The 18,352-nt window shown below is 61.4% G+C and carries 16 protein-coding genes; 8 read left to right on the top strand and 8 right to left on the bottom strand.

The annotated features are described in order from the left end of the window. Nucleotides 1-13: 13 nt before the first annotated feature. On the bottom strand, nucleotides 14-1,564 hold the full coding sequence (locus tag SM764_RS10525; RefSeq protein ID WP_369001753.1) for a sulfatase-like hydrolase/transferase: 1,551 nt from the start codon (nucleotides 1,562-1,564) through the stop codon (nucleotides 14-16). 187 nt (nucleotides 1,565-1,751) lie between these two features. Between SM764_RS10525 and SM764_RS10530 the strand changes: the two genes are divergently transcribed. The 8 genes from SM764_RS10530 to SM764_RS10565 all read left to right on the top strand — a co-directional run bounded on the left by SM764_RS10530 (nucleotide 1,752) and on the right by SM764_RS10565 (nucleotide 11,161). Beyond that, nucleotides 1,752-2,552, top strand: coding sequence for a DeoR/GlpR family DNA-binding transcription regulator (locus SM764_RS10530; RefSeq protein WP_368998140.1), 801 nt, complete (start codon nucleotides 1,752-1,754; stop codon nucleotides 2,550-2,552). 15 nt (nucleotides 2,553-2,567) lie between these two features. After that, nucleotides 2,568-4,244: a Na/Pi cotransporter family protein gene (locus tag SM764_RS10535; RefSeq protein WP_369001754.1), complete on the top strand. Its 1,677-nt coding sequence runs from the start codon at nucleotides 2,568-2,570 to the stop codon at nucleotides 4,242-4,244. 58 nt (nucleotides 4,245-4,302) lie between these two features. Then, nucleotides 4,303-5,154 carry a DMT family transporter gene (locus SM764_RS10540; RefSeq protein ID WP_065271602.1) on the top strand — a complete coding sequence of 284 codons (852 nt, stop codon included), beginning with the start codon at nucleotides 4,303-4,305 and terminating at the stop codon, nucleotides 5,152-5,154. A 290-nt stretch (nucleotides 5,155-5,444) separates the two neighbouring features. Continuing rightward, entirely contained in the window at nucleotides 5,445-6,569 is a 1,125-nt protein-coding gene (locus SM764_RS10545; RefSeq protein WP_065271601.1) for an extracellular solute-binding protein, read from the top strand. A gap of 151 nt (nucleotides 6,570-6,720) precedes the next feature. Next, entirely contained in the window at nucleotides 6,721-7,833 is a 1,113-nt protein-coding gene (locus SM764_RS10550) for an ABC transporter ATP-binding protein (RefSeq protein WP_369001755.1), read from the top strand. A 12-nt stretch (nucleotides 7,834-7,845) separates the two neighbouring features. After that, nucleotides 7,846-8,766: an ABC transporter permease gene (locus SM764_RS10555; protein WP_065271599.1), complete on the top strand. Its 921-nt coding sequence runs from the start codon at nucleotides 7,846-7,848 to the stop codon at nucleotides 8,764-8,766. Beyond that, nucleotides 8,763-10,049 carry an ABC transporter permease gene (locus SM764_RS10560; RefSeq protein ID WP_369001756.1) on the top strand — a complete coding sequence of 429 codons (1,287 nt, stop codon included), beginning with the start codon at nucleotides 8,763-8,765 and terminating at the stop codon, nucleotides 10,047-10,049. Before SM764_RS10555 ends, SM764_RS10560 begins: the two co-directional genes overlap by 4 nt. 152 nt (nucleotides 10,050-10,201) lie before the next feature. Beyond that, on the top strand, nucleotides 10,202-11,161 hold the full coding sequence (locus SM764_RS10565; protein ID WP_369001757.1) for a cation efflux transmembrane domain-containing protein: 960 nt from the start codon (nucleotides 10,202-10,204) through the stop codon (nucleotides 11,159-11,161). Between the two features lie 73 nt (nucleotides 11,162-11,234). On the opposite strand, the gene SM764_RS10570 is transcribed toward SM764_RS10565, so the two are convergent. From SM764_RS10570 to ugpB, 7 genes are all read right to left on the bottom strand, one after another. Then, a complete protein-coding gene (locus SM764_RS10570; protein WP_369001759.1) occupies nucleotides 11,235-12,008 on the bottom strand; it encodes a DeoR/GlpR family DNA-binding transcription regulator in 774 nt (257 codons plus the stop codon). Nucleotides 12,009-12,056: 48 nt separating this feature from the next. Next, on the bottom strand, nucleotides 12,057-12,950 hold the full coding sequence (locus SM764_RS10575) for an HAD-IIA family hydrolase (RefSeq protein ID WP_274838234.1): 894 nt from the start codon (nucleotides 12,948-12,950) through the stop codon (nucleotides 12,057-12,059). Then, nucleotides 12,947-13,849, bottom strand: coding sequence for a glycerophosphodiester phosphodiesterase family protein (locus tag SM764_RS10580; protein WP_369001760.1), 903 nt, complete (start codon nucleotides 13,847-13,849; stop codon nucleotides 12,947-12,949). Before SM764_RS10580 ends, SM764_RS10575 begins: the two co-directional genes overlap by 4 nt. Before the next feature lie 9 nt (nucleotides 13,850-13,858). Beyond that, complete coding sequence (locus SM764_RS10585) at nucleotides 13,859-14,938, bottom strand: sn-glycerol-3-phosphate import ATP-binding protein UgpC (protein WP_065271593.1); 1,080 nt, start codon at nucleotides 14,936-14,938, stop codon at nucleotides 13,859-13,861. Continuing rightward, nucleotides 14,939-15,787, bottom strand: a complete 849-nt coding sequence (gene ugpE, locus SM764_RS10590) for a sn-glycerol-3-phosphate ABC transporter permease UgpE (protein WP_274830339.1) — start codon at nucleotides 15,785-15,787, stop codon at nucleotides 14,939-14,941. Continuing rightward, nucleotides 15,787-16,668: a sn-glycerol-3-phosphate ABC transporter permease UgpA gene (gene ugpA / locus SM764_RS10595; protein WP_065271591.1), complete on the bottom strand. Its 882-nt coding sequence runs from the start codon at nucleotides 16,666-16,668 to the stop codon at nucleotides 15,787-15,789. The genes ugpE and ugpA overlap by 1 nt, the downstream gene beginning before the upstream one ends. 81 nt (nucleotides 16,669-16,749) lie before the next feature. Then, nucleotides 16,750-18,063 carry a sn-glycerol-3-phosphate ABC transporter substrate-binding protein UgpB gene (gene ugpB / locus SM764_RS10600; protein WP_065273600.1) on the bottom strand — a complete coding sequence of 438 codons (1,314 nt, stop codon included), beginning with the start codon at nucleotides 18,061-18,063 and terminating at the stop codon, nucleotides 16,750-16,752. Between the last annotated feature and the right edge of the window lie 289 nt (nucleotides 18,064-18,352).

Raw genomic sequence — 18,352 nt, forward strand, 5'->3', positions numbered from 1 at the left:
GATGCGGGCAGCGTCAACCGCCGGGGCGCTGACGCCGGTGCGCGCGCGGCCCGTTGGTGGTGATCTCGTGCAGCGACAACGTGTGGTCGGCGTTTCTCATCCGGTGGCGCAGCATGGTGCGGGTCAGCCGCGCCAGATCTGCCTGTAGGGCGGGATCCCCGGCGACATTTTCCATTTCCCCTGCGCCCTGGTGATCAAACAGGATGGGCGGCAGGTCGGCTGCGAACTCGACCAGGGTGAACCGCTCATCGCGCAGGATCGCGAGAGAGGCCTCCGATGGCCGGATGCCAAAGGCGCCTGCGCCGGTGGTGGCGGGGTCTGCGAAGTCCAGTTCGGAATAGGAATAGCGGCGCCAGTCCGTGGGTGCCTCACCCCGCAGCAGCGGCAACAGGGAGGTGCCGTCCATCGCATTCTGGATCTCCTGTCCGACCCAGTCCAGAATGGTGGGGGTCAGGTCGATCGACTCGGTGATCTCCTGCACCCTGCTCCCAGCGCGCGCGCCATTGCCCGGTAGGCGCACGATCAGCGGTGTCTGGTAGGCTGCGTCATAGACCGAGAACTTGCCCCAACTGTGGCGGTCGCCCAGCATCTCGCCATGGTCGGCGCTTATGATGACAAGGGTGTTGTCCTCCTGGCCTCTGTCCTTCAGGAACTGCAGGACCCGTCCGATATGGGCGTCCACCTCGCTTGCCAGTCCCAGGTAGATCGCGCGCAGTGTCTGTACCACGTCGTCATCGGCGCCCAGATCGGGAAAGCCCAGCACGGTGGAGGCGGGCGTCACCGCATCGATGGCAGGGCCGATAAACGGATGCAAGGCGCGCTCGGCCTCTGCATCGGCCAGCCGACTGGGCAGGGGCAGCGCGGCGGGATCGTACATATCGTTATAGGGCGCAGGCGCCACCAGCGGAGGGTGCGGACGGATATAGGTCAGATGCGCGAACCAGCTTTGATCGCCATAGGCGGGCATGGTGGCCAGAAACCGGTCGGTTAGAAAGGCAGTGTCGCTGTCTTCGGCCTGGTAGGGGGCCGGATCGTTGAGGCGGGGCGCGCCGCCAGTGGGCGAAATCGTTTTGTAGAGATCCCAGTAGTCCTCAAAGGTGTAGCCTTTGTTCATCAGGTGGGAGCGCCACGGGTAGGACATTTCGAGCCGCATCTCCAACATCTCGTGGAAATCGGCCATGTGGTATTCATAGGTCTGTACCGCCGGGTCGTTCGGGTGATGCACCCGAGGATCGCGGGAGGTGTCGGTATAGCCGAACAGCATCGGCAGATAGCCTGCCTTGCGCATTTCTCCGGCCAGCGTCGGCGCATCATGGCGCAGCGGCGTGCCATTGCGGACCGAGCGGTGGTTCATCGCGTATTGCCCGGTCAGGATCGAGGCACGCGAAGGGCCGCAGGGGTTCACCACCGTGTAATTGCGCTCGAAGGTGACGGCGGTTTCCATGAAGGCGCGCAGGTTCGGCAGTTCCACATGATCGGCCAGGGCGCCGGTCAGGCAATCAGCCCGCAGCTGGTCGATGAGGATGAACAGAACATTCTTCCGGGGGTGATCCGGTTGGGCCATGGCGCGTCTCTTCTCAGGCTGTCTTTTGTCAGATAATCCCGCCCTTCGGGGTTTGGAAAGCCTTTTCTGCACCACACAATTTTGTGATTATTGACCGGTATTTGTGGATTTGTGTGGATTTAGCTTGTAGTTTTGGCCATTTTGAGGTCTAAAACGCGCTCCATCTTGGGTATTGAGGCCGACCAGCATGCCGACTGCTCCGACTTTATCACGCCGCGAAGCCGAACTGATGGACGCCCTGCGCCATCTGGGCGGATCGGGGCGTAACGCTGAACTGGCGCGGGTGCTGGATGTGTCGGAAGAAACCGTGCGTCGCACGATCAAGACGCTGGCCAAGGCGGGGTTGATCGGACGGGTGCATGGCGGGGCGCATCTGACAGGCGCGCAGGCAGGCGCCAGTTTTTTTCGCCGCATCGGTGAAAATCCGGAGGAAAAGCTCCGCATCGCCGAGGCCGCGGCTGCGGAGATCGGTGATGGCATGACGGTGTTTCTGGATGTCGGATCCACCACTGCCTTCGTGGCGGAGGCGTTGCGGCAGAAGGTGGGGCTGACCGTGGTGACCAATTCCATCGGCGTGGCGCAGGTCCTGTCGAACCACAATGGCAACCGGGTGCATGTTCTGGGCGGCGAAATGCAGGGCGATGAACGGGGCACCTTCGGACCGGTGACAGAGCAGCAGGCCGGTCGGTTCGCGTTTGATGTGGCGGTTCTGTCGGCGGATGCGCTATCGGCAAAACACGGAGTTCTGTACCAGAACGCCCCCGAGGCACGGCTGGTTCAGGTGGCCGCAGAGGGTGCTGAGCGGGTGATCGTGGTGCTGGCGCATCCCAAATTCGGCAAGACGGCCCCCCATCGCGGCCCTGCGCCGGAGGAACTGGACCTTCTCGTGACCGACCTGCCGCCGGGGAAGAAACTGACAAAGGCGCTGGCGGACTGGGGGATCAGCGCCGTCATCGCTGAGCAGGCAGATAATGAAAAAGAAGACTGAGGTACGAAGACAGACATGGCGATACTGACCTTTCTGATCAGCCTGGCCGGGGCGACGATGCTGCTGTTGTTTGCCGTGCGCATGGTGCGCACCGGCATCGAGCGCAGCTATGGCGCTTCTTTTCAGCGGCTGCTGACCGGCGCCGACAGTCAGGTGCAGGCCGGGCTGTCCGGGATCGGTTTGGCGCTGGTGCTGCAAAGCTCGGCTGCGGTGGCGCTCCTCGTGACGGGATTTGCCGCCAGTGGTTATCTCGCCTTTCCGGCGGGTCTGGCCATCGTGTTGGGCGGCGATCTCGGTTCGGCGCTGATCATTCAGATCCTGTCGTTCCGGCTGGATTGGCTGGTGCCGGTGCTGCTGGCCATCGGTGGCTACCTGTTCGTGAAGACTGAAGCCAAGAAACCCCGCCAGTTGGGGCGGATCCTGCTGGGGGTTGCCTTTATCTTGATCTCTCTGCGTTTCCTGCGCGAGGCGATGGATCCGATCCGCGATAGCGCCTTTCTGCCTGCCATCGCGGGCTATCTGGCGCGCGATTACATCACTGCCTTCCTTGTGGGCGGGGCGCTGGCCTTTGTGATGCATTCCTCGGTCGCAGCCATCCTGATGTGCGTCACGCTGGTGCAGATCGGAGCGCTGCCCTTTGCTGCCGGTCTGTCGCTGGTGCTGGGGGCGAATTTCGGCTCGGCCTTCATTCCGATCTGGCTGAGCCGGGGCATGGCGATCAAGGCCCGGCGGATCCCCTTTGCCAATCTCGGGCTGCGCGGCAGCTGGGCGGTGATCTGCCTTGTGGCCGCCAACGAAGCCCTGCGCGAGGGGCTGTTGGGCGATCTGCAGGGCGGGCAGACGCTGGTATATGCGCATCTCGCCTTCAACGCATCACTCCTCTGCGTGGCCTTGCCGCTGTGCCGTCCCATGCAGGGCTTGATGATCCGGCTGCTGCCCGAACCTGCCGCGCCCGAGGACGTGGTGCCGGGCCGTCCGGTCAGCGCCTTGGTGCCGGGCGATTATGCTTCCCCGGCACAGGCGGTGGCCGACCTCAAGCGCGAGTTGCTGCGCATGTCTGGCCTGATCGAGGCGATGTTCCGCCCGCTGCCCGACCTGTATCGCAGTGGTGACGCTGCGCAGATCAAGGCGGTTCAGGCGCTCGATCATGAGGTCAACGCCTGCCTGTCCGGGATCCGTTCTTATGTGGCGGGCATCCCCGAGGACAGTTTTGACCGGGCCGAGCTGAAAACCGCGCGGGAGATGGTCGAATACGCGATCCGTCTGGAAACAGCCGGGGATGTTGCTGCCGCGCGGCTGGCAGCGCTGGCCGGGGATCTGAACCGTAAGGGCCTACGGTTCTCCAGCGACGGTTGGAGCGAAATCACCCGCATGCATGAAGCCATCATGGCCAATCTGCGGCTGGCCTCGAACGTGCTGATCTCGGACGATCTGGAAAGTGCGCGACTGCTCAACCTGGAAAAAACCGAGGTCAAGCGGATGGAGCGCGACAGCCGCAAACGGCACCTGAAGCGCCTGCAACGCGGAGTGGCGGACAGTTTTGAATCCTCGGACATCCATCTGGAGACGCTGCGGGCGCTGCGGGAGTTCAACAGTCATATCGCGGCGGTGTCCTATCCGGTGCTTTATCGCAACGGGCAGCTGCTGGAGACGCGTCTGATCGAGGACATGACACCGGAACCGGCGGGCTGACCGTGATCGCCGCCGGAAATGCCCTGAATTCCCCTGTCATGAAAGGTGCCCTGCGGCCGTGACCCTATTCGTCGTATCTATCATCCTGTCTGCCGCCATGCTGCACGCGGTCTGGAACGCAATTGTAAAAACCGCCGCCGACCGTACCACAATGCTCGGGCTTGTGGCGTTGGGTCATGTGATCCCCGGCGCGGCGATGGTGGTGCTTCTGCCCTTGCCCGCGCCGGAAAGCATGCCCTACGTGCTGGCCTCCACGCTGATACATTTTGGCTATTTCTACATGCTTGGGCGGGCCTATGCCCATGGTGATCTGAGCGTCGTCTATCCCATCGCCCGGGGCATTGTTCCGGCGCTGGTGGCGCTTTGGGCGATGATCTTTGCTGGGGAGGTGCTGCCGCTGCAGGCCTGGGGCGGTATTGCGCTGATCGCCCTGGGCATCCAGCTCAGCAGCTGGCAGGCGCTGCGCTCGGGTGTCGAAAGCGGCGTGGGGAGGGCGGCGCTTGGCTATGCCGTTGGTACCGGGTTTTGCATTTCTGCCTATTCGCTGACCGATGGTCTGGGGGTTCGCCTGTCTGGCAATACGCTCAGCTACTGGGCCTGGGGCGCCTTTCTGCATCTCTTCGTTGCCGGTTTCATCGGGCTGCGCAAGCGGAACACTCTGGCAGCCCTGCGCCCGCGCACCTGGATCATCGGGATCGGCGGCGGTCTGGTGTCGATGACAGCCTATGGTCTGGTTCTTTATGCCAAGAATTTTGCCCCCCTCGGGGCGGTCTCGGCGCTGCGTGAAACCTCGGTCATCTTTGCCGCGCTGATCGGATTCGTTTTCCTGAAAGAGGGCAACTGGATCCGCCGTCTGGGAGCGGCTGTTCTGATGGCGGGGGGCGTTGCACTGATCGGAACGTCTTTGTGATGGGCATCAAGCCGCGCCGACTGCTCAATCTTCGGGCATGGGCGTTGACGCAACGCCGGGCGGCGCGCAAAGTGTTAGCGGCCACATTTCCAATGCGGCGCATTAAGATCAAGATAAACAGGGGCTTTGGGGCGAATCTGGACCCATTTGGGCGTCGCGCTGCGACATTCTGGCCTTATCAATTTTTGAAACTGTCACTGTCGACTGAGACAGGCCAACCGCAAGCTTTTGTTACTTGAGACAACGAAAATAAAAACACGACCAATAATCCAATAGGGAGTATCCAAACAATGACTGCAAAACACACCGTCACCCGGCGTTCCGTGCTGAAGACAGCAGGCGCAGCCGCGCTGGCCGCACCGCTTTATTCCAAGAGCGCGCTGGCCTCTTCGGGTGAAGTAAACATTCTGATGTGGTCGGATTATCTGCCGCCTTCCTTCCTCGAAGCCTTTGAGGCGGAAACCGGTATCAAGGTGAATTACACCGGTATCGGTTCGAACGAAGAAATCATCAACAAGATGAAGGCGACCAAGGGGCAGGGCTTTGATATCGTCTCGCCCACCAACAACCGCTCGCTGCAGTGGGGCCCGCTGGAGCTGCTGCAACCTTTTGACATGAGCAAGGTGAACATCGACGCGGTGAACCCGGCGATGGCCAAGATCGGCACCGACGCCTGGAACTTTGGCGGCAAGGGCTCGCACTGGCTGCCGCATATCTGGGGCACCGAAGGTATCGCTTACCGTACCGACAAATGGCTGCCTGCGGGCGATGCGCCCTCCTATGGCGATGTCTGGAGCGAAGAGAACGCCGGCAAGACCATGGGCCGCGCGCATTCGATGATGCTGGGCGCCGGTCTGTACATGGAAGCTTCGGGTGAGATGGAGCCGGGTTCTGTCTGGGCCGCCTACGAAGATGAAGAGACCATGCGCAAGGTCTGGGGCCAGATCACCGACTGGTGTGTGGCGCGCAAGGACCGGATCAAACTGATCTGGAATGATGCCGATACCCAGAAGAACGGTCTGCTGAACGAAGGCGTCGTGGTTGGTCAGACCTGGGATGGCCCGCCGCTGGCGCTGAAATCTGCGGGCGAACCGGTGCATTACCAGGCGCCGGTCGAAGGTGCGATGGCATGGGTCGATGGCATGTCGATGCCGGTTGGCGCGCAGAACATCGAACAGATCTATGCCTTCATCGAGTTCGCCTACCGCAAGGAGCCCGCAGGCGTGGCCATCGACAGCCACGGCTACAACTCGCCGGTTCTGGGCGCTGATGCATACTCGGGCGACACCTACAAGAAGAACTTCGCCGAAGCCTATCCCGGCGACAGCCTGGCCAATCTGAACCCCTGGCCGGCCGAGGCGCCCTGGTACGCCGACGTGCGCACCGAGTTCGTCAACAAGTTCAAGAGCGCCTGATCCGCGCCTGATAAAACTGGCCTTCCGGTGCATCCGGGGGGCCAGCCGCGCGCCAGATGGCGCAAGACGCAATGACAATTGAACGGGTGCATCCTGCGCCGACCGGTGGTCTGCCACCGGACCGGAGGGGTGCAATCTGAGGAGAGGCCATATGAGTGCTGGGGTCGGTGTAGATCTTGAGAACCTCTGGATCCGATTTGGGGATTTCGTCGCGGTGCGCGACGCGAATGTGAACATCAACGGGGGCGATTTCTTCTCCTTCCTCGGACCGTCGGGATGCGGCAAGACCACCATTCTGCGGGCGGTCTCGGGCTTCTTGGAGCCCAGCGATGGCCGGGTGCTGATCGGTGGCAAGGACATGAAGGGGATCGGCCCCAACAAACGCCCCACCGCGCTGATCTTTCAGAATCTGGCGCTTTTTCCGCTGATGAAGGTCTGGGAAAACATCACCTTCTCCATGGAGATTAAGGGCGCCTCCGCCCGCGAGCGTCGCAAGCGCGCCGATGAATTATTGGACATGATCGCGCTGCCGGGGCAGGGGGATAAGCTGCCCTCGGAACTGTCCGGCGGTCAGCGCCAGCGGGTCGCCATTGCCCGCGCGCTCTGTGCGGAACCGGACGTGCTGCTGCTCGATGAACCGCTGTCGGCGCTGGACCTGAAACTGCGCCAGCACATGCGCACCGAGCTGCGCGAGATCCAGAAGCGGGTCGGCATCACCTTCATCTACATCACCCACGATCAGGGCGAGGCCCTGACCATGTCCGACAATATCGCGGTGATGCGCGCTGGCGTTATCGACCAGATCGGCGATGGGAAATCGGTTTACAACGACCCCGCCACTGCCTTTGCCGCCTCCTTTGTCGGGGAAAACAATGTCTTTCGCGGCAAGGTGAAACAGGTCTCGGGCGAGACGGCCCTGATCGGCACCAACCGCTCCGGCGATCTGCTGGCCCGCATCTCCACCGCCAATCACGGCAAGATGCAGCCGGGTGACGATGCCATGCTGTTCATCCGCCCCGAAGCCTTTGCCCTCGCGCCTGCGGGCGCCTCTGGCGATCACTTTGTCACCGCCACCGTCACCAACGAGGAATTCGAAGGCAACGTCTTCAACATCTTCATGGAAGGCGACGGCGGCAAGGAGTTGAAGGTCTCCCTGCCCAACCTTGGCCAGTCCTTTGACAGCCACAAGGGCGAGGCAATGACCCTGCAATATGATGTCCAGAACGCCGTGGCTTTGCCTGCTGGCGAACTGGCCACGGAATAGGAGGCGATCGTGATGCCTCGTTTTCTGAGGGAATTCTTCAACCGAAACGGCGTCGGCATGGGGTCTTTGATGCTGGGTCTGGTCCTGTTCTGGACCGTGGGCCTCATCATCCTGCCGCAGCTGTCGATGCTCGACTTCTCGTTCCGGCCCAACCTGCCACCGCCGGAAATCGGCGGACCTAAGGATGTCTATACTGTCGAGAACTACAAATACCTGATCTACGGCCCCGAGGGCGGCAGTCAGGACTATAACGCCGTCGATCTGCGGGTGTTCTACCGGACCCTGATTGCAGCCGTATTCGTGACCCTGTTCAACCTGATCCTGTGCTATCCGATTGCCTATTATTTGGCGCAGACCAAGGGCAACCACATCCGCATCTTTGCGCTGATGCTGATCATTCCCTACTGGATCAATGAGATCCTGCGCGCCTTTGCCCTGCGCATCATCTTTGGCGAAACCGGGGTGCTGAACAACGCTTTGGTGGGGCTGGGAATTTTCGACACACCCTTTGATTTCATTCGCAACGATATCGCGCTCTATGCCGGGCTTGGCTATGCATACATCCTGTTGATGATCTTTCCGATCTACAACGTGATCGAAAGCCTTGACCGCAACCAGATCGAGGCGGCGCGGGACATGGGGGCCAGCTGGCCGATGATCCACCGCCGCGTGGTCATCCCCTATGCCAAACCGGGCATTTCCTCGGGCTGCACCATGGTCTTTATGCTGTCGGCAGGGGCGCTGGCGGCGCCGCAAATCCTGGGTGGCCCATCGTCGCTCTGGTTTACGCAGCTGATCTATCAACAGTTCAATGACAACAGTGACTGGCCACAGGGCGCGGCCTATGCGGTGGTGCTGCTGGTGACCTGTATCCTGCTGGTGTTGGCGATCATGCGCCTGTTCAAGGTCAACATGGGGGATATCGGCAAATGAAGTCCTTCTCCTTGATGCGCGCCAGCCTCTGGATCTATCTGGCGATCTTCTTTGCCTATCTGCTGGGCCCCTTGGTGATCATGTCGGTCACCGCCTTCAACAGCCCCGAATTCCCGCGGGCCACGCCCTGGGAATGCCTGACCTTCGAGTGGTTCTCCGCCCTGTTTCAGGACGAGCGTATCCTCAACGGGATCAAGAATTCGATCCTGGTGGGGGCGGGCACGGTGGTACTGTCGGTGGCGATGGGGCTCGCCGGGGCACTGATGCTGACCCAGATCTGGCCCAAGCTGCGCGCCACATACTACACCATCATCATCGCGCCGATCCTGATCCCTGGCGTTGTCATCGGTATTTCGACGCTGGTGTTCTGGGACCGCATCAACCGCATGGTGGGTCTTGGCGCAGACAGCTTCCTGTCAAACGGGCTGTTCCTGACGGTGATCGGTCAGTCCACCTTTATCGCCAGCTATTGCATGCTGGTGCTGGTGGCGCGGCTGCAACGCTATGACACGGCCCTGACAGAGGCGGCGCTGGACCTTGGCGCCACCCATGCGCAGGCGTTCCGCAAGGTGCTGCTCCCGTTCATGAAACCGGCGATTGCCTCGGCTGCGGTTCTGGCCTATCTCGCCAGTTTCGAGAACTACAACACCACCACCTTCACCTTTGGCGAATATCCGACGCTGACCATCGAACTGGCCCAGAAGGTGCGCTATGGCATTACGCCTGCGATCTCGGCCCTGGCCTTTATCATCGTGGTGCTGACCGTCTTTGCCGCGCTGTTCAACGAGGCGAACATCCGCCGCAAGGAACTGGTGGCCACGGCCCGCAAGGACGCTACGGTGGAAGAGCTGGAAAGCGGCAAGTTCCGCGTTCCGGGCTTCCTCAGCTCGAACTGGGCGGCGGTGGTCCTGGTGGTTCTGGCCTGCGCTACGGTTGTCGTTGTCGGCACCGCCACGGTCTACAGCCCCGCGCAATGTATTGCCGATGTGCAGGAGCAAAAGCGCATCGAGACCGAACTGCGCATCCAGGAACTGCGCCAGCGCCGCGCCGAAGAAGCGGCCCGCAAGGCGGCGGAAGAGGCCGAAACCGCGCCGAAACCTCAGGCAGCGCCCTCTGGCAACAACTCCGGCTTTGGCGGGGTCTTCAGCCCCAACACCCTGACCGGGGATGGCGAGACCGAGGAGGAAGAAAGCAAGGCGCCCGCGGCGGACGACAGCAACAACTCCGGCTTTGGCAATGTCTTTGCTCCGAGCACGCTGAGCGGCGAGGGCAGTGGCGACTGACCTTGGTCTGAAGCGAAAATGAAAAGGCGGCTCTAAGGGGCCGCCTTTTTCTATGGTTGTGCGGAAGGCAGGCATGCCTTGCGGGTGTTGGCAGACATTTGATGGCAGGATAGGGATGCAGCGAAACGGGTGTCACACTGGGAAAGCGCGATATGGCTACGCAGAACGGCGACAACACAAAGCGCCTTGAAAGCCGTTCGCTGGGCGTGGCCATGTGGGGCAACCTGTTCATGGCCGCAGCAGGGTTGGTGGCGGGTGTGCTATCGAACTCCAACGCGATTATGATGGACGGTCTGTTCTCCCTGATCGGATTCGGTTCCGCGCTTCTTGGACGGCGGATCAGCCGCCGCATTGATGCAGGCCCCGACAAGGCGCGCCCCTATGGCTATGCTGCGGACGAGGCGATCTTCTCCACCTTCCGGTCGCTGTCCCTTCTGGGACTGGTCCTGTTCGCCATCACGAATGCGATCAAGAACGTTTACAACTACCTCAGTGGCATGACGCCTGAGCCGCTGAATTTTGCCCCCATGATCATCTACTTTGCAGGGACCGGGCTGGTCTGCGCGATCCTGTGGGGGTTCCATCATTTTACCTGGCGCCGAACGGGGAAGCGCAGCGCGATCCTGCGGCTTGAGGCGAAGGCTGCGATGTTTGACGGGCTGATCACGGCTGCTGCGGGTGCCGGTCTGGGCGCCATCTATCTGTTCCGGGATGGCCCGCTGGCGCCGGTCGCGCCGGTTGGAGACTCAGTGATTGTACTCTTGCTTTGTCTGCTGGCCATCGGTTCCTATGTGCGTGAATTCCGGGGTGGTCTGGGCGAATTGGCCGGCGCGAGCGCGCGGCCGGAGTATGTCGCGAGCGCCCGGCGCAGCCTGCGGTCCGCGATCGCCGAGGATGGCGGCGAATTGCAGGACATGTCGGTGACCAAACTGGGCCGTACGTTTCTGGTGACTGTCTATTACGATCCTCGCCGTCCTATGTCAGCATCAGACATCGACAAGCTGAACCTGCGCATGATCGAGGATGCGCGCAAGACGCTGACGGGGGCGGACGTGCTGCTGTTGATCACCGAACACCCCCGGCGCTGGCCCGATGCTCTGAACCCGTTCTGAAGCCTGTGCTCCCGGTAAAACGGCCCTGCATGTTCGCCGGGATGCCTCTCAGGCTTGTCTTTGTCCGTTTTGCTCAGCCAGTCCGGCTGTGACCCGTCCCGCTGGCCAGCGTCATGGGCGGGCCGGACCAATCGACGTTCTCGGGCAGGCGGTCGGTGATGAAATGATCCATCGCATCGAACCCCGCAACGCGGTGGGCGGCAGAGCGGCTCCATTTCGTATGGTCGGCCACCAGCAGCATCCGCCGCGCGCTGGCGCGGATCGCGTTGCTGACCTCGGCGTCGAAGTGTTTGAAATCGAGGATACCGTATTCGGGATCCAGCGCCCCGGCGCCGATCACGCCGAAATCCGCGACGAACTTCCGGTAGCCTTCCAACGCCTGCGCTCCTACCAGATCGCGGTCCTCAGGGCGCAGCTGCCCGGCTACCACATGCACATCGCAGGAGGGCGCGTTGCACATCAGCCGGGCGACTTCCAGATTGTTGGTGACGATGGTGATGTCGGGGGTCTGGGTCAGCGCCTCGGCGACGTATTGAACCGTGGTGCCAATGCCTAGAAGAACGGTCGAGCCTTCGGGGATCAGCGCCGCCGCCGCATTGGCGATGGCGCGTTTGCGGTCCTCGTTCAGCGTGGCGCGGGCGTGAAAGTTGAGGTTCAGCGGATTGGACGGCGGCGCCACGCCGCCATGCACCCGCCGCGCCAGCCCCTGATCGCACAGATCGTTGATATCGCGGCGGATGGTCTGGGTGGCGACACCGAATTCAGCAGCCAGCTCATTGATGGATTGCTGCCCCGAAGCGCGCAGCTGTTCCATGATCTGACGTTGACGGTCGTTGAGGTCGCTCATCCGGGCTTCCGTTCCTGTTGCCGCCGTCCGAGGTCTTCCACTGTTGGATCAGATCGACGGCGCGATCCAGTCCGGGACAATTCCGCTGCGCTCGATGTAGCCGGTGACATCGTGACCGGCGAACAGCCCGTGCGCTGTGATCAGGGCGGTGTTCCAGCCCTGCGCCTGCGCCCCTAACACATCGGTGTGCAGGGTGTCGCCAACCATGGTGATCCTCTGCGGCGCTATGTCACCAAGCCGGGCCTGCGCTGCGGCATAGACCGACGGGAAAGGCTTGCCATGAAATACCGGCGAAATGCCCAGCTGATCGCGCAGGGCGACGGCGTAGAACCCCGGCTCCAGCGTCAGCCCGGTTTCGCGCGGGGCGACCAGATCCGGGTTTGCCACCACAAGCGGGCGGGGATTGCGCGCCAGGCTGTCGTGCAGCATGCCCTGTTGCGCCTCGGTCCAGTCCGAGGTGCTGAGCAGCAGGAAGGCATCTGCGGCATCGTATGTGTCGGACGTATTCCCCAGCGCCACGGCGGCCACCGGCAGCTCGGAAGCTTCAAACCCGGCTGGCGCCATCACGCCCCAGGTGCCGTCCGGGGCGATGTCGGTCAGGCAGGTCTCGCAGACCTCGCGGCTTGAGATGATCTCCTCCGCGGCAAAGTCAAAGCCGAGGCGGGCAAATTTCTCTTCGGTCTGGGCACGGGTAAAGCTGGCTGCATTGGTCAGAACCAAGAGCGCCTTGCCCGCATCGCGCAGCTGCTGCACGCGTTCGTGCGCGCCGGGGATTGGGCTGTCGCCAACGTTGAGCACCCCATAGGCATCAAAGACGAAGGCGTCGGTCTGATCCATCACCTGGTCAATGCCCGATACCGGCAGCGCCTTTCCCTTGTGATTGCTGACGGGCAGATGGGCGCGGATTTCCTCGTATCTGGCAAAGGCGGCTTCGGGGGTCATGCTGTCGTGGCCTCTGCTGGAAGGAGTTCGTCGCGCAGCCGCACAGCCAGCGCGGGATCATCGGTTATCACCCCGTCCACATCCGCCAACAGACCTTTGCGGATCGCCTCTTCGCCGCGCATGGTCCAGACCATGACCTGCAGGCCAAGGCTCCGGGCCAGCTCCCGATGGGCGGGCGTCAATTCCCAGAACAGCGGGCTCCAGACGGTTGCGCCGGTGTCGGCAAGATGGCGCAGCATCGCCTCTGGATCGGCAGGGGCGCCGTCCAGCCAGGGCGAGCCGTCGTAGAGGTTGCCTGAGGTGTGGATTTCGCGGCTCATCGACAGGTGCGAGCGGCGGAACTGCGGCGCTACGCGTTTAGCCGCCGACAGGATCTGCCAGTCAAACGCATGGATCAGGCAGTAATCCTGGGTTCCCGTGGCGGTGATGACATCGACCGCAGCGCGCACGAAATCCTCGGGCGCGGGTTCTGCGGCGTCTTCGGGGTCGTGCTTCAGCTCGACCAGAACATCGACGGGACGGTCGGCCTTGGCCACCAGATCCAGCACCTCGGACAGGCGCGGCACACGGGCGCCGGGCAGGTCCTGCTGCTGCGGGTGCTTCTTCGCGTACTCCGAACCCGGACGAATACCGCCCACGTCAAAAGCGCAAAGCTCCTCGTAGGTCAGCGCGCCGATGGCCGGGCCTTCCTCTGACAGGAACACACCCGCGCTGTCGCGGGTGGTGTCGGCCAGAAGACGGTGATTGTGGGTGACGACGGGCACGCCGTCGCTGGTCAACAGCACATCCAGCTCGATCCCATCCGCGCCGGAGGCGATGGTATGCGCGAACCCGTCCAGAGAGTTCTCGGGGAGAACATCCGGGGCGCCGCGATGTCCGAATATCTTGGGCAACTGCATGATCCGTCCTCAGGCCAGTCGTTTGCCAGAGGCCAGATCGAACAGGTGTAGCTGATCGGCGCCACAGCCCAGTTCCAGCGTCTCGCCGCTGTCATGCTGCTGCACGCCGGGCAGGCGCACGGCCAGCGGGACCGAGGTGCCGGAGACCTTGCCGTGGACCACGGTATCTGCGCCCAGCTGTTCGACGAAATCGACTTCCAGATGGAACTGCGCTGCGCCCGAGGCATCAAGCGACAGATGCTCGGGGCGGATGCCCATGGCGATCTTGGCGCCTGCCATTGTGGGGATCTCATCGGCAAAGCGGATGTCGCGGCTGCCATCAACCAGCAGGCTGCGGCGATCCTCGGTGACGGTGCCTTCGACCACGTTCATCGCGGGACTGCCGATGAAATCGGCAACAAACCGGCTGGCAGGACGCAGGTAGAGATCCATCGGCGTGCCGATCTGCTCCACCTTGCCCGCGTTCATGATGATGATCCGGTCCGCAAGGCTCATGGCTTCGACTTGATCGTGGGTCACGTAGATGAAGGTGGCGCCAAGGCGCTGGTGCAGGGCCTTCAGCTCGGCGCGCAGCTGGGTGCGCAGCTTGGCATCGAGGTTCGACAGCGGTTCATCGAACAGGAACACCTTGGGATCGCGCACGATGGCGCGGCCCATGGCGACCCGCTGGCGCTGACCACCCGAGAGCTGCGCCGGTTTGCGGTCGAGGTATTCCTCAAGCCGCAGGGTGCGGGCGGCCTCGGCGATGCGTTCGGCGATCTGGTCCTTCGGCAGGCCTTCGTTCTTGAGGCCGTACTCCATGTTGCCGCGCACCGACATATGCGGATAAAGCGCGTAGTTCTGGAACACCATCGCGATGTCACGCTCACCCGGTTCCAGATCGTTCACACGGCGCTCACCGATGCTCAGATCACCGGCGGTGATGCTTTCCAGGCCCGCAATCATCCGCAGGATGGTGGACTTGCCGCAGCCCGACGGGCCGACCAGCACGATGAACTCTCCGTCGGCAATATCCGCGTTCACATCGGATACGGCAGTGACGCCGCCGGGATAGGTCTTGCCCAGGGATTTGATGTTGAGAGTAGCCATTTATTTCTCGCTTTCGACCAGCCCTTTGACAAAGAGCTTTTGCATTAGAACGACGACCAGAACCGGAGGGATCATGGCAAGGACGGCAGTGCCCATGATGTAGTGCCAGACCGGCAGCGACTCGCCCGAGTTGACCATGCGCTGGATGCCCATGACGACGGTGTAGAGGCTTTCGTCGGTGGTGATCAGAAGCGGCCAGAGATACTGGTTCCAGCCGTAGATGAAGAGAATGATAAAGAGCGCCGCGATATTGGTGCGCGACAGCGGCAGCAGGATGTCCTTGAAGAAACGGATCGGACCTGCGCGGTCGATGCGGGCGGCTTCTACCAGCTCATCCGGGATGGTCAGGAAGAACTGGCGGAACAGGAAGGTGGCCGTGGCCGATGCAATCAGCGGGACGGTTAGACCTGCATAGGTGTTCAGAAGACCCATCTTCACCACCACATCGAATGTGGGCAGGATCCGCACTTCGACGGGCAGCATCAGGGTGACGAAGATCATCCAGAAAAAGCCCATGCGGAAGGGGAAGCGGAAATAGACGATGGCATAGGCTGACAGGATCGAGATGAAGATCTTACCGAAGGTGATGACCAGCGCCATGATCAGGCTGTTGAACATCATCATGCCGATCGGCACACCGCCGGCCTCGGGCAAGCCACCGGCCAGAAGCTGGGAATAGTTTTCCCAGGCCTGATCTCCGAACCACAGCGGGATCGGCGATTGCGACAGTGCGCCGGGACCGTGGGTCGAGGCGACCAGCGCCATCCAGACCGGAAAGCACAGGAACAGGACGCCGGCGATCAGGATGGCATGGGTAAAGAACGTCAGAATGGGGCGATTTTCGACCATCAGTATTGCACCTTGCGCTCGACGTAACGGAATTGGATGAAGGTCATCAGGATCACCATGCCCATCAGGATCACCGACTGAGCAGCCGAGGAGCCGTAGTCTTGACCAATAAAGCCAGTGTTGTAGACGCGGAACACCAGGATCGAGGTGGCGTCTGCAGGGCCACCTTCGGTGGTGGCGTGGATCAGGGCGAAGGTGTCAAAGAAGGCATAGACGAGGTTGACGACCAGCAGGAAGAAGGTGGTGGGCGTCAAAAGCGGGAAGGTGATCGACCAGAAGCGGCGCACCGGCCCGGCCCGGTCGATGGCGGCTGCCTCGATCAGGGACTTGGGAATGCTTTGCAGCCCGGCAAGGAAGAACAGGAAGTTGTAGCTGACCTGTTTCCAGGCGGCGGCCACCACGACGAGCAACAGGGCCTGATCACCGTTCACATAGTGGTTCCATTCGATCCCGATCCCTTTCAGCCAGTAGGCAACGATGCCAAGCGAGGGGTTCATCAGGAAGTACCAGATCACACCGGCAAGGGCGGGCGCGACAGCGTAGGGCCAGATCAGCAGGGTCCGGTATCCGGTCGCGGCCTTGATCACCCGGTTGGCGGCAACCGCCAGGATCAGCGAGATGGCCATGGCGAGGAAGGCAACCGAGAAACCGAACAGCAGCGTCGTGCGGAAGGACTTCAGGTAGCCGGGATCGCTGAACAGTTCGTAATAGTTGTCCAGCCAGACCCATTCACGGGAAAACCCAAAGGCGTCTTCGATGAAGAACGAACTTTCAAGCGCCTGATAGGAGGGCCAAAAGAAGAAGGCGATGGTGATCGCGATTTGCGGCAGTACCAGCAGGTATGGCAGCAACCGGGAGCGGAAGACGACACGCTTTTGCACGGGCAGGAACCTTTGGGGTGGTCTTTTTCAAAAAGGGGAGGCCCCGCCAGGGACCTCCCTATAGCCAACATGTGGGGATGATCAGTCGTTGGCTTTTTCAAACTTGCGCAGCAGGGCATTGCCGCGCTCTACAGCTTCGTCCAGGGCGGTCTTGGCGTCTTTGTCGCCTGCCCATACGGCTTCCAGCTCTTCGTTGATGATGTCACGCACCTGCACGAAGTTACCGAAACGGACGCCTTTGGAGGCCGGTGTCGGTGCGTTCAGGGACAACTGCTTGATCGCGGTGTCGGTCAGCGGATCGGATTCATAGAAACCCTGTTCCTTGGACAGATCGTAGGCCGCGGTGGTGATCGGAACATAACCGGTGTTCTGGTGCCAGTAGGCCTGCTGCTCGGGGGCAGAAACGAACTGGAAGAAGTCGGCGACACAGCTGTATTCCGCCTGCTCGTGACCGTTCAGAACCCACAGGGTCGCACCGCCGATGATCGAGTTCTGCGGCTTGTCCGCCACTGCGGTGTCAACCGGCAGCATGGTCTGGCCGAATTCGAAATCGGTGATGTCTTTCTTGAAGCCACCGTAATAGGCCGAGGAGTTGATCCACAGCGCGGTTTCGCCGTTCACGAACTGACCACGGCTGTCACCGCGACGGCCGCCGTATGCGAACAGGCCTTCTTTGCCCATGTCGGCGATACGCTGGATGTGGTTCACAACCGCGTCGTTGTTGAAGCTGAACTCGGTTTTCAACGAGGCAAAGCCGTTTTCCTCGGTGCCCATGGGCAGGTTGTGCCATGCCGAGTAGTTTTCGATGTTCGACCAGGACTGCCAGCCAAAGGAGAAGGGCTTTTCAACGCCGTTTGCCTTCAGGGCGCGGGCGGCTTCTTCGACTTCGTCCCAGGTGGTGGGAACGTCAACACCGGCAGCGTCCAGCGCGGTCTTGTTGTACCACAGAACCGGGGTAGAGGAGTTAAACGGCAGCGACAGCAGGTTGTTGTCGGTGTCGGTGTAGTAGGAGATCACGGCAGGCAGGTAGGCAGAGGGATCAAAATCGACGCCTGCGTCTTCCATCAGCTTGTAGACCGGGTAGATCGCGCCCTTGTCACCGGCGGCCATCATGGTGGCGGTGCCAACTTCGAAGACCTGCACAACGTGGGGCTGCTCGCCTGCGCGGAAAGCAGCAATAGCGGCGGTCATGTTCTCTGTGTAGTTGCCTTTGTAGACAGCGTTGATGTGGCAGCTGTCAGAACCGGCGTTGTATTCGGATGCGAATTTGTCGACGATTTCGCCCAGCTGACCGCCCATGGCGTGCCAGAACTGCACTTCGGCCTTCTCGGCGAATGCGGTGGTGCCGACCATGGCAAATGCAGTGGTCGCCGAAAGAATGGATTTGAGTTTCATGTTCATCTCCTGAGGCCACGGCAGATCAGTCCTGTCCGCAGCAATTCCCCGTTATTGATTCCGTATGAGTTCAATCACTCACATGAGGCGCATTATTCTGTCTTTGTAACGCTCATATGAATTCACTTTGCGTTCAGGTGAACATTTCGTCAAGACAGACATAGTCTGCCCAATTAATAATCTTTTACTGCCAACCGGCTTTGCGGCAGCGGTATATGATTGAAGTTTTTAGAATTTTATGTACCAAAATCTGCGGCTGAGGCAGGGCTGACGATGTCGTGAGCAGGCC

It is taken from the genome of Pseudophaeobacter sp. 1A16562, assembly GCF_041008785.1.
Taxonomy (GTDB): Bacteria; Pseudomonadota; Alphaproteobacteria; order Rhodobacterales; family Rhodobacteraceae; genus Phycobacter; species Phycobacter gallaeciensis_A.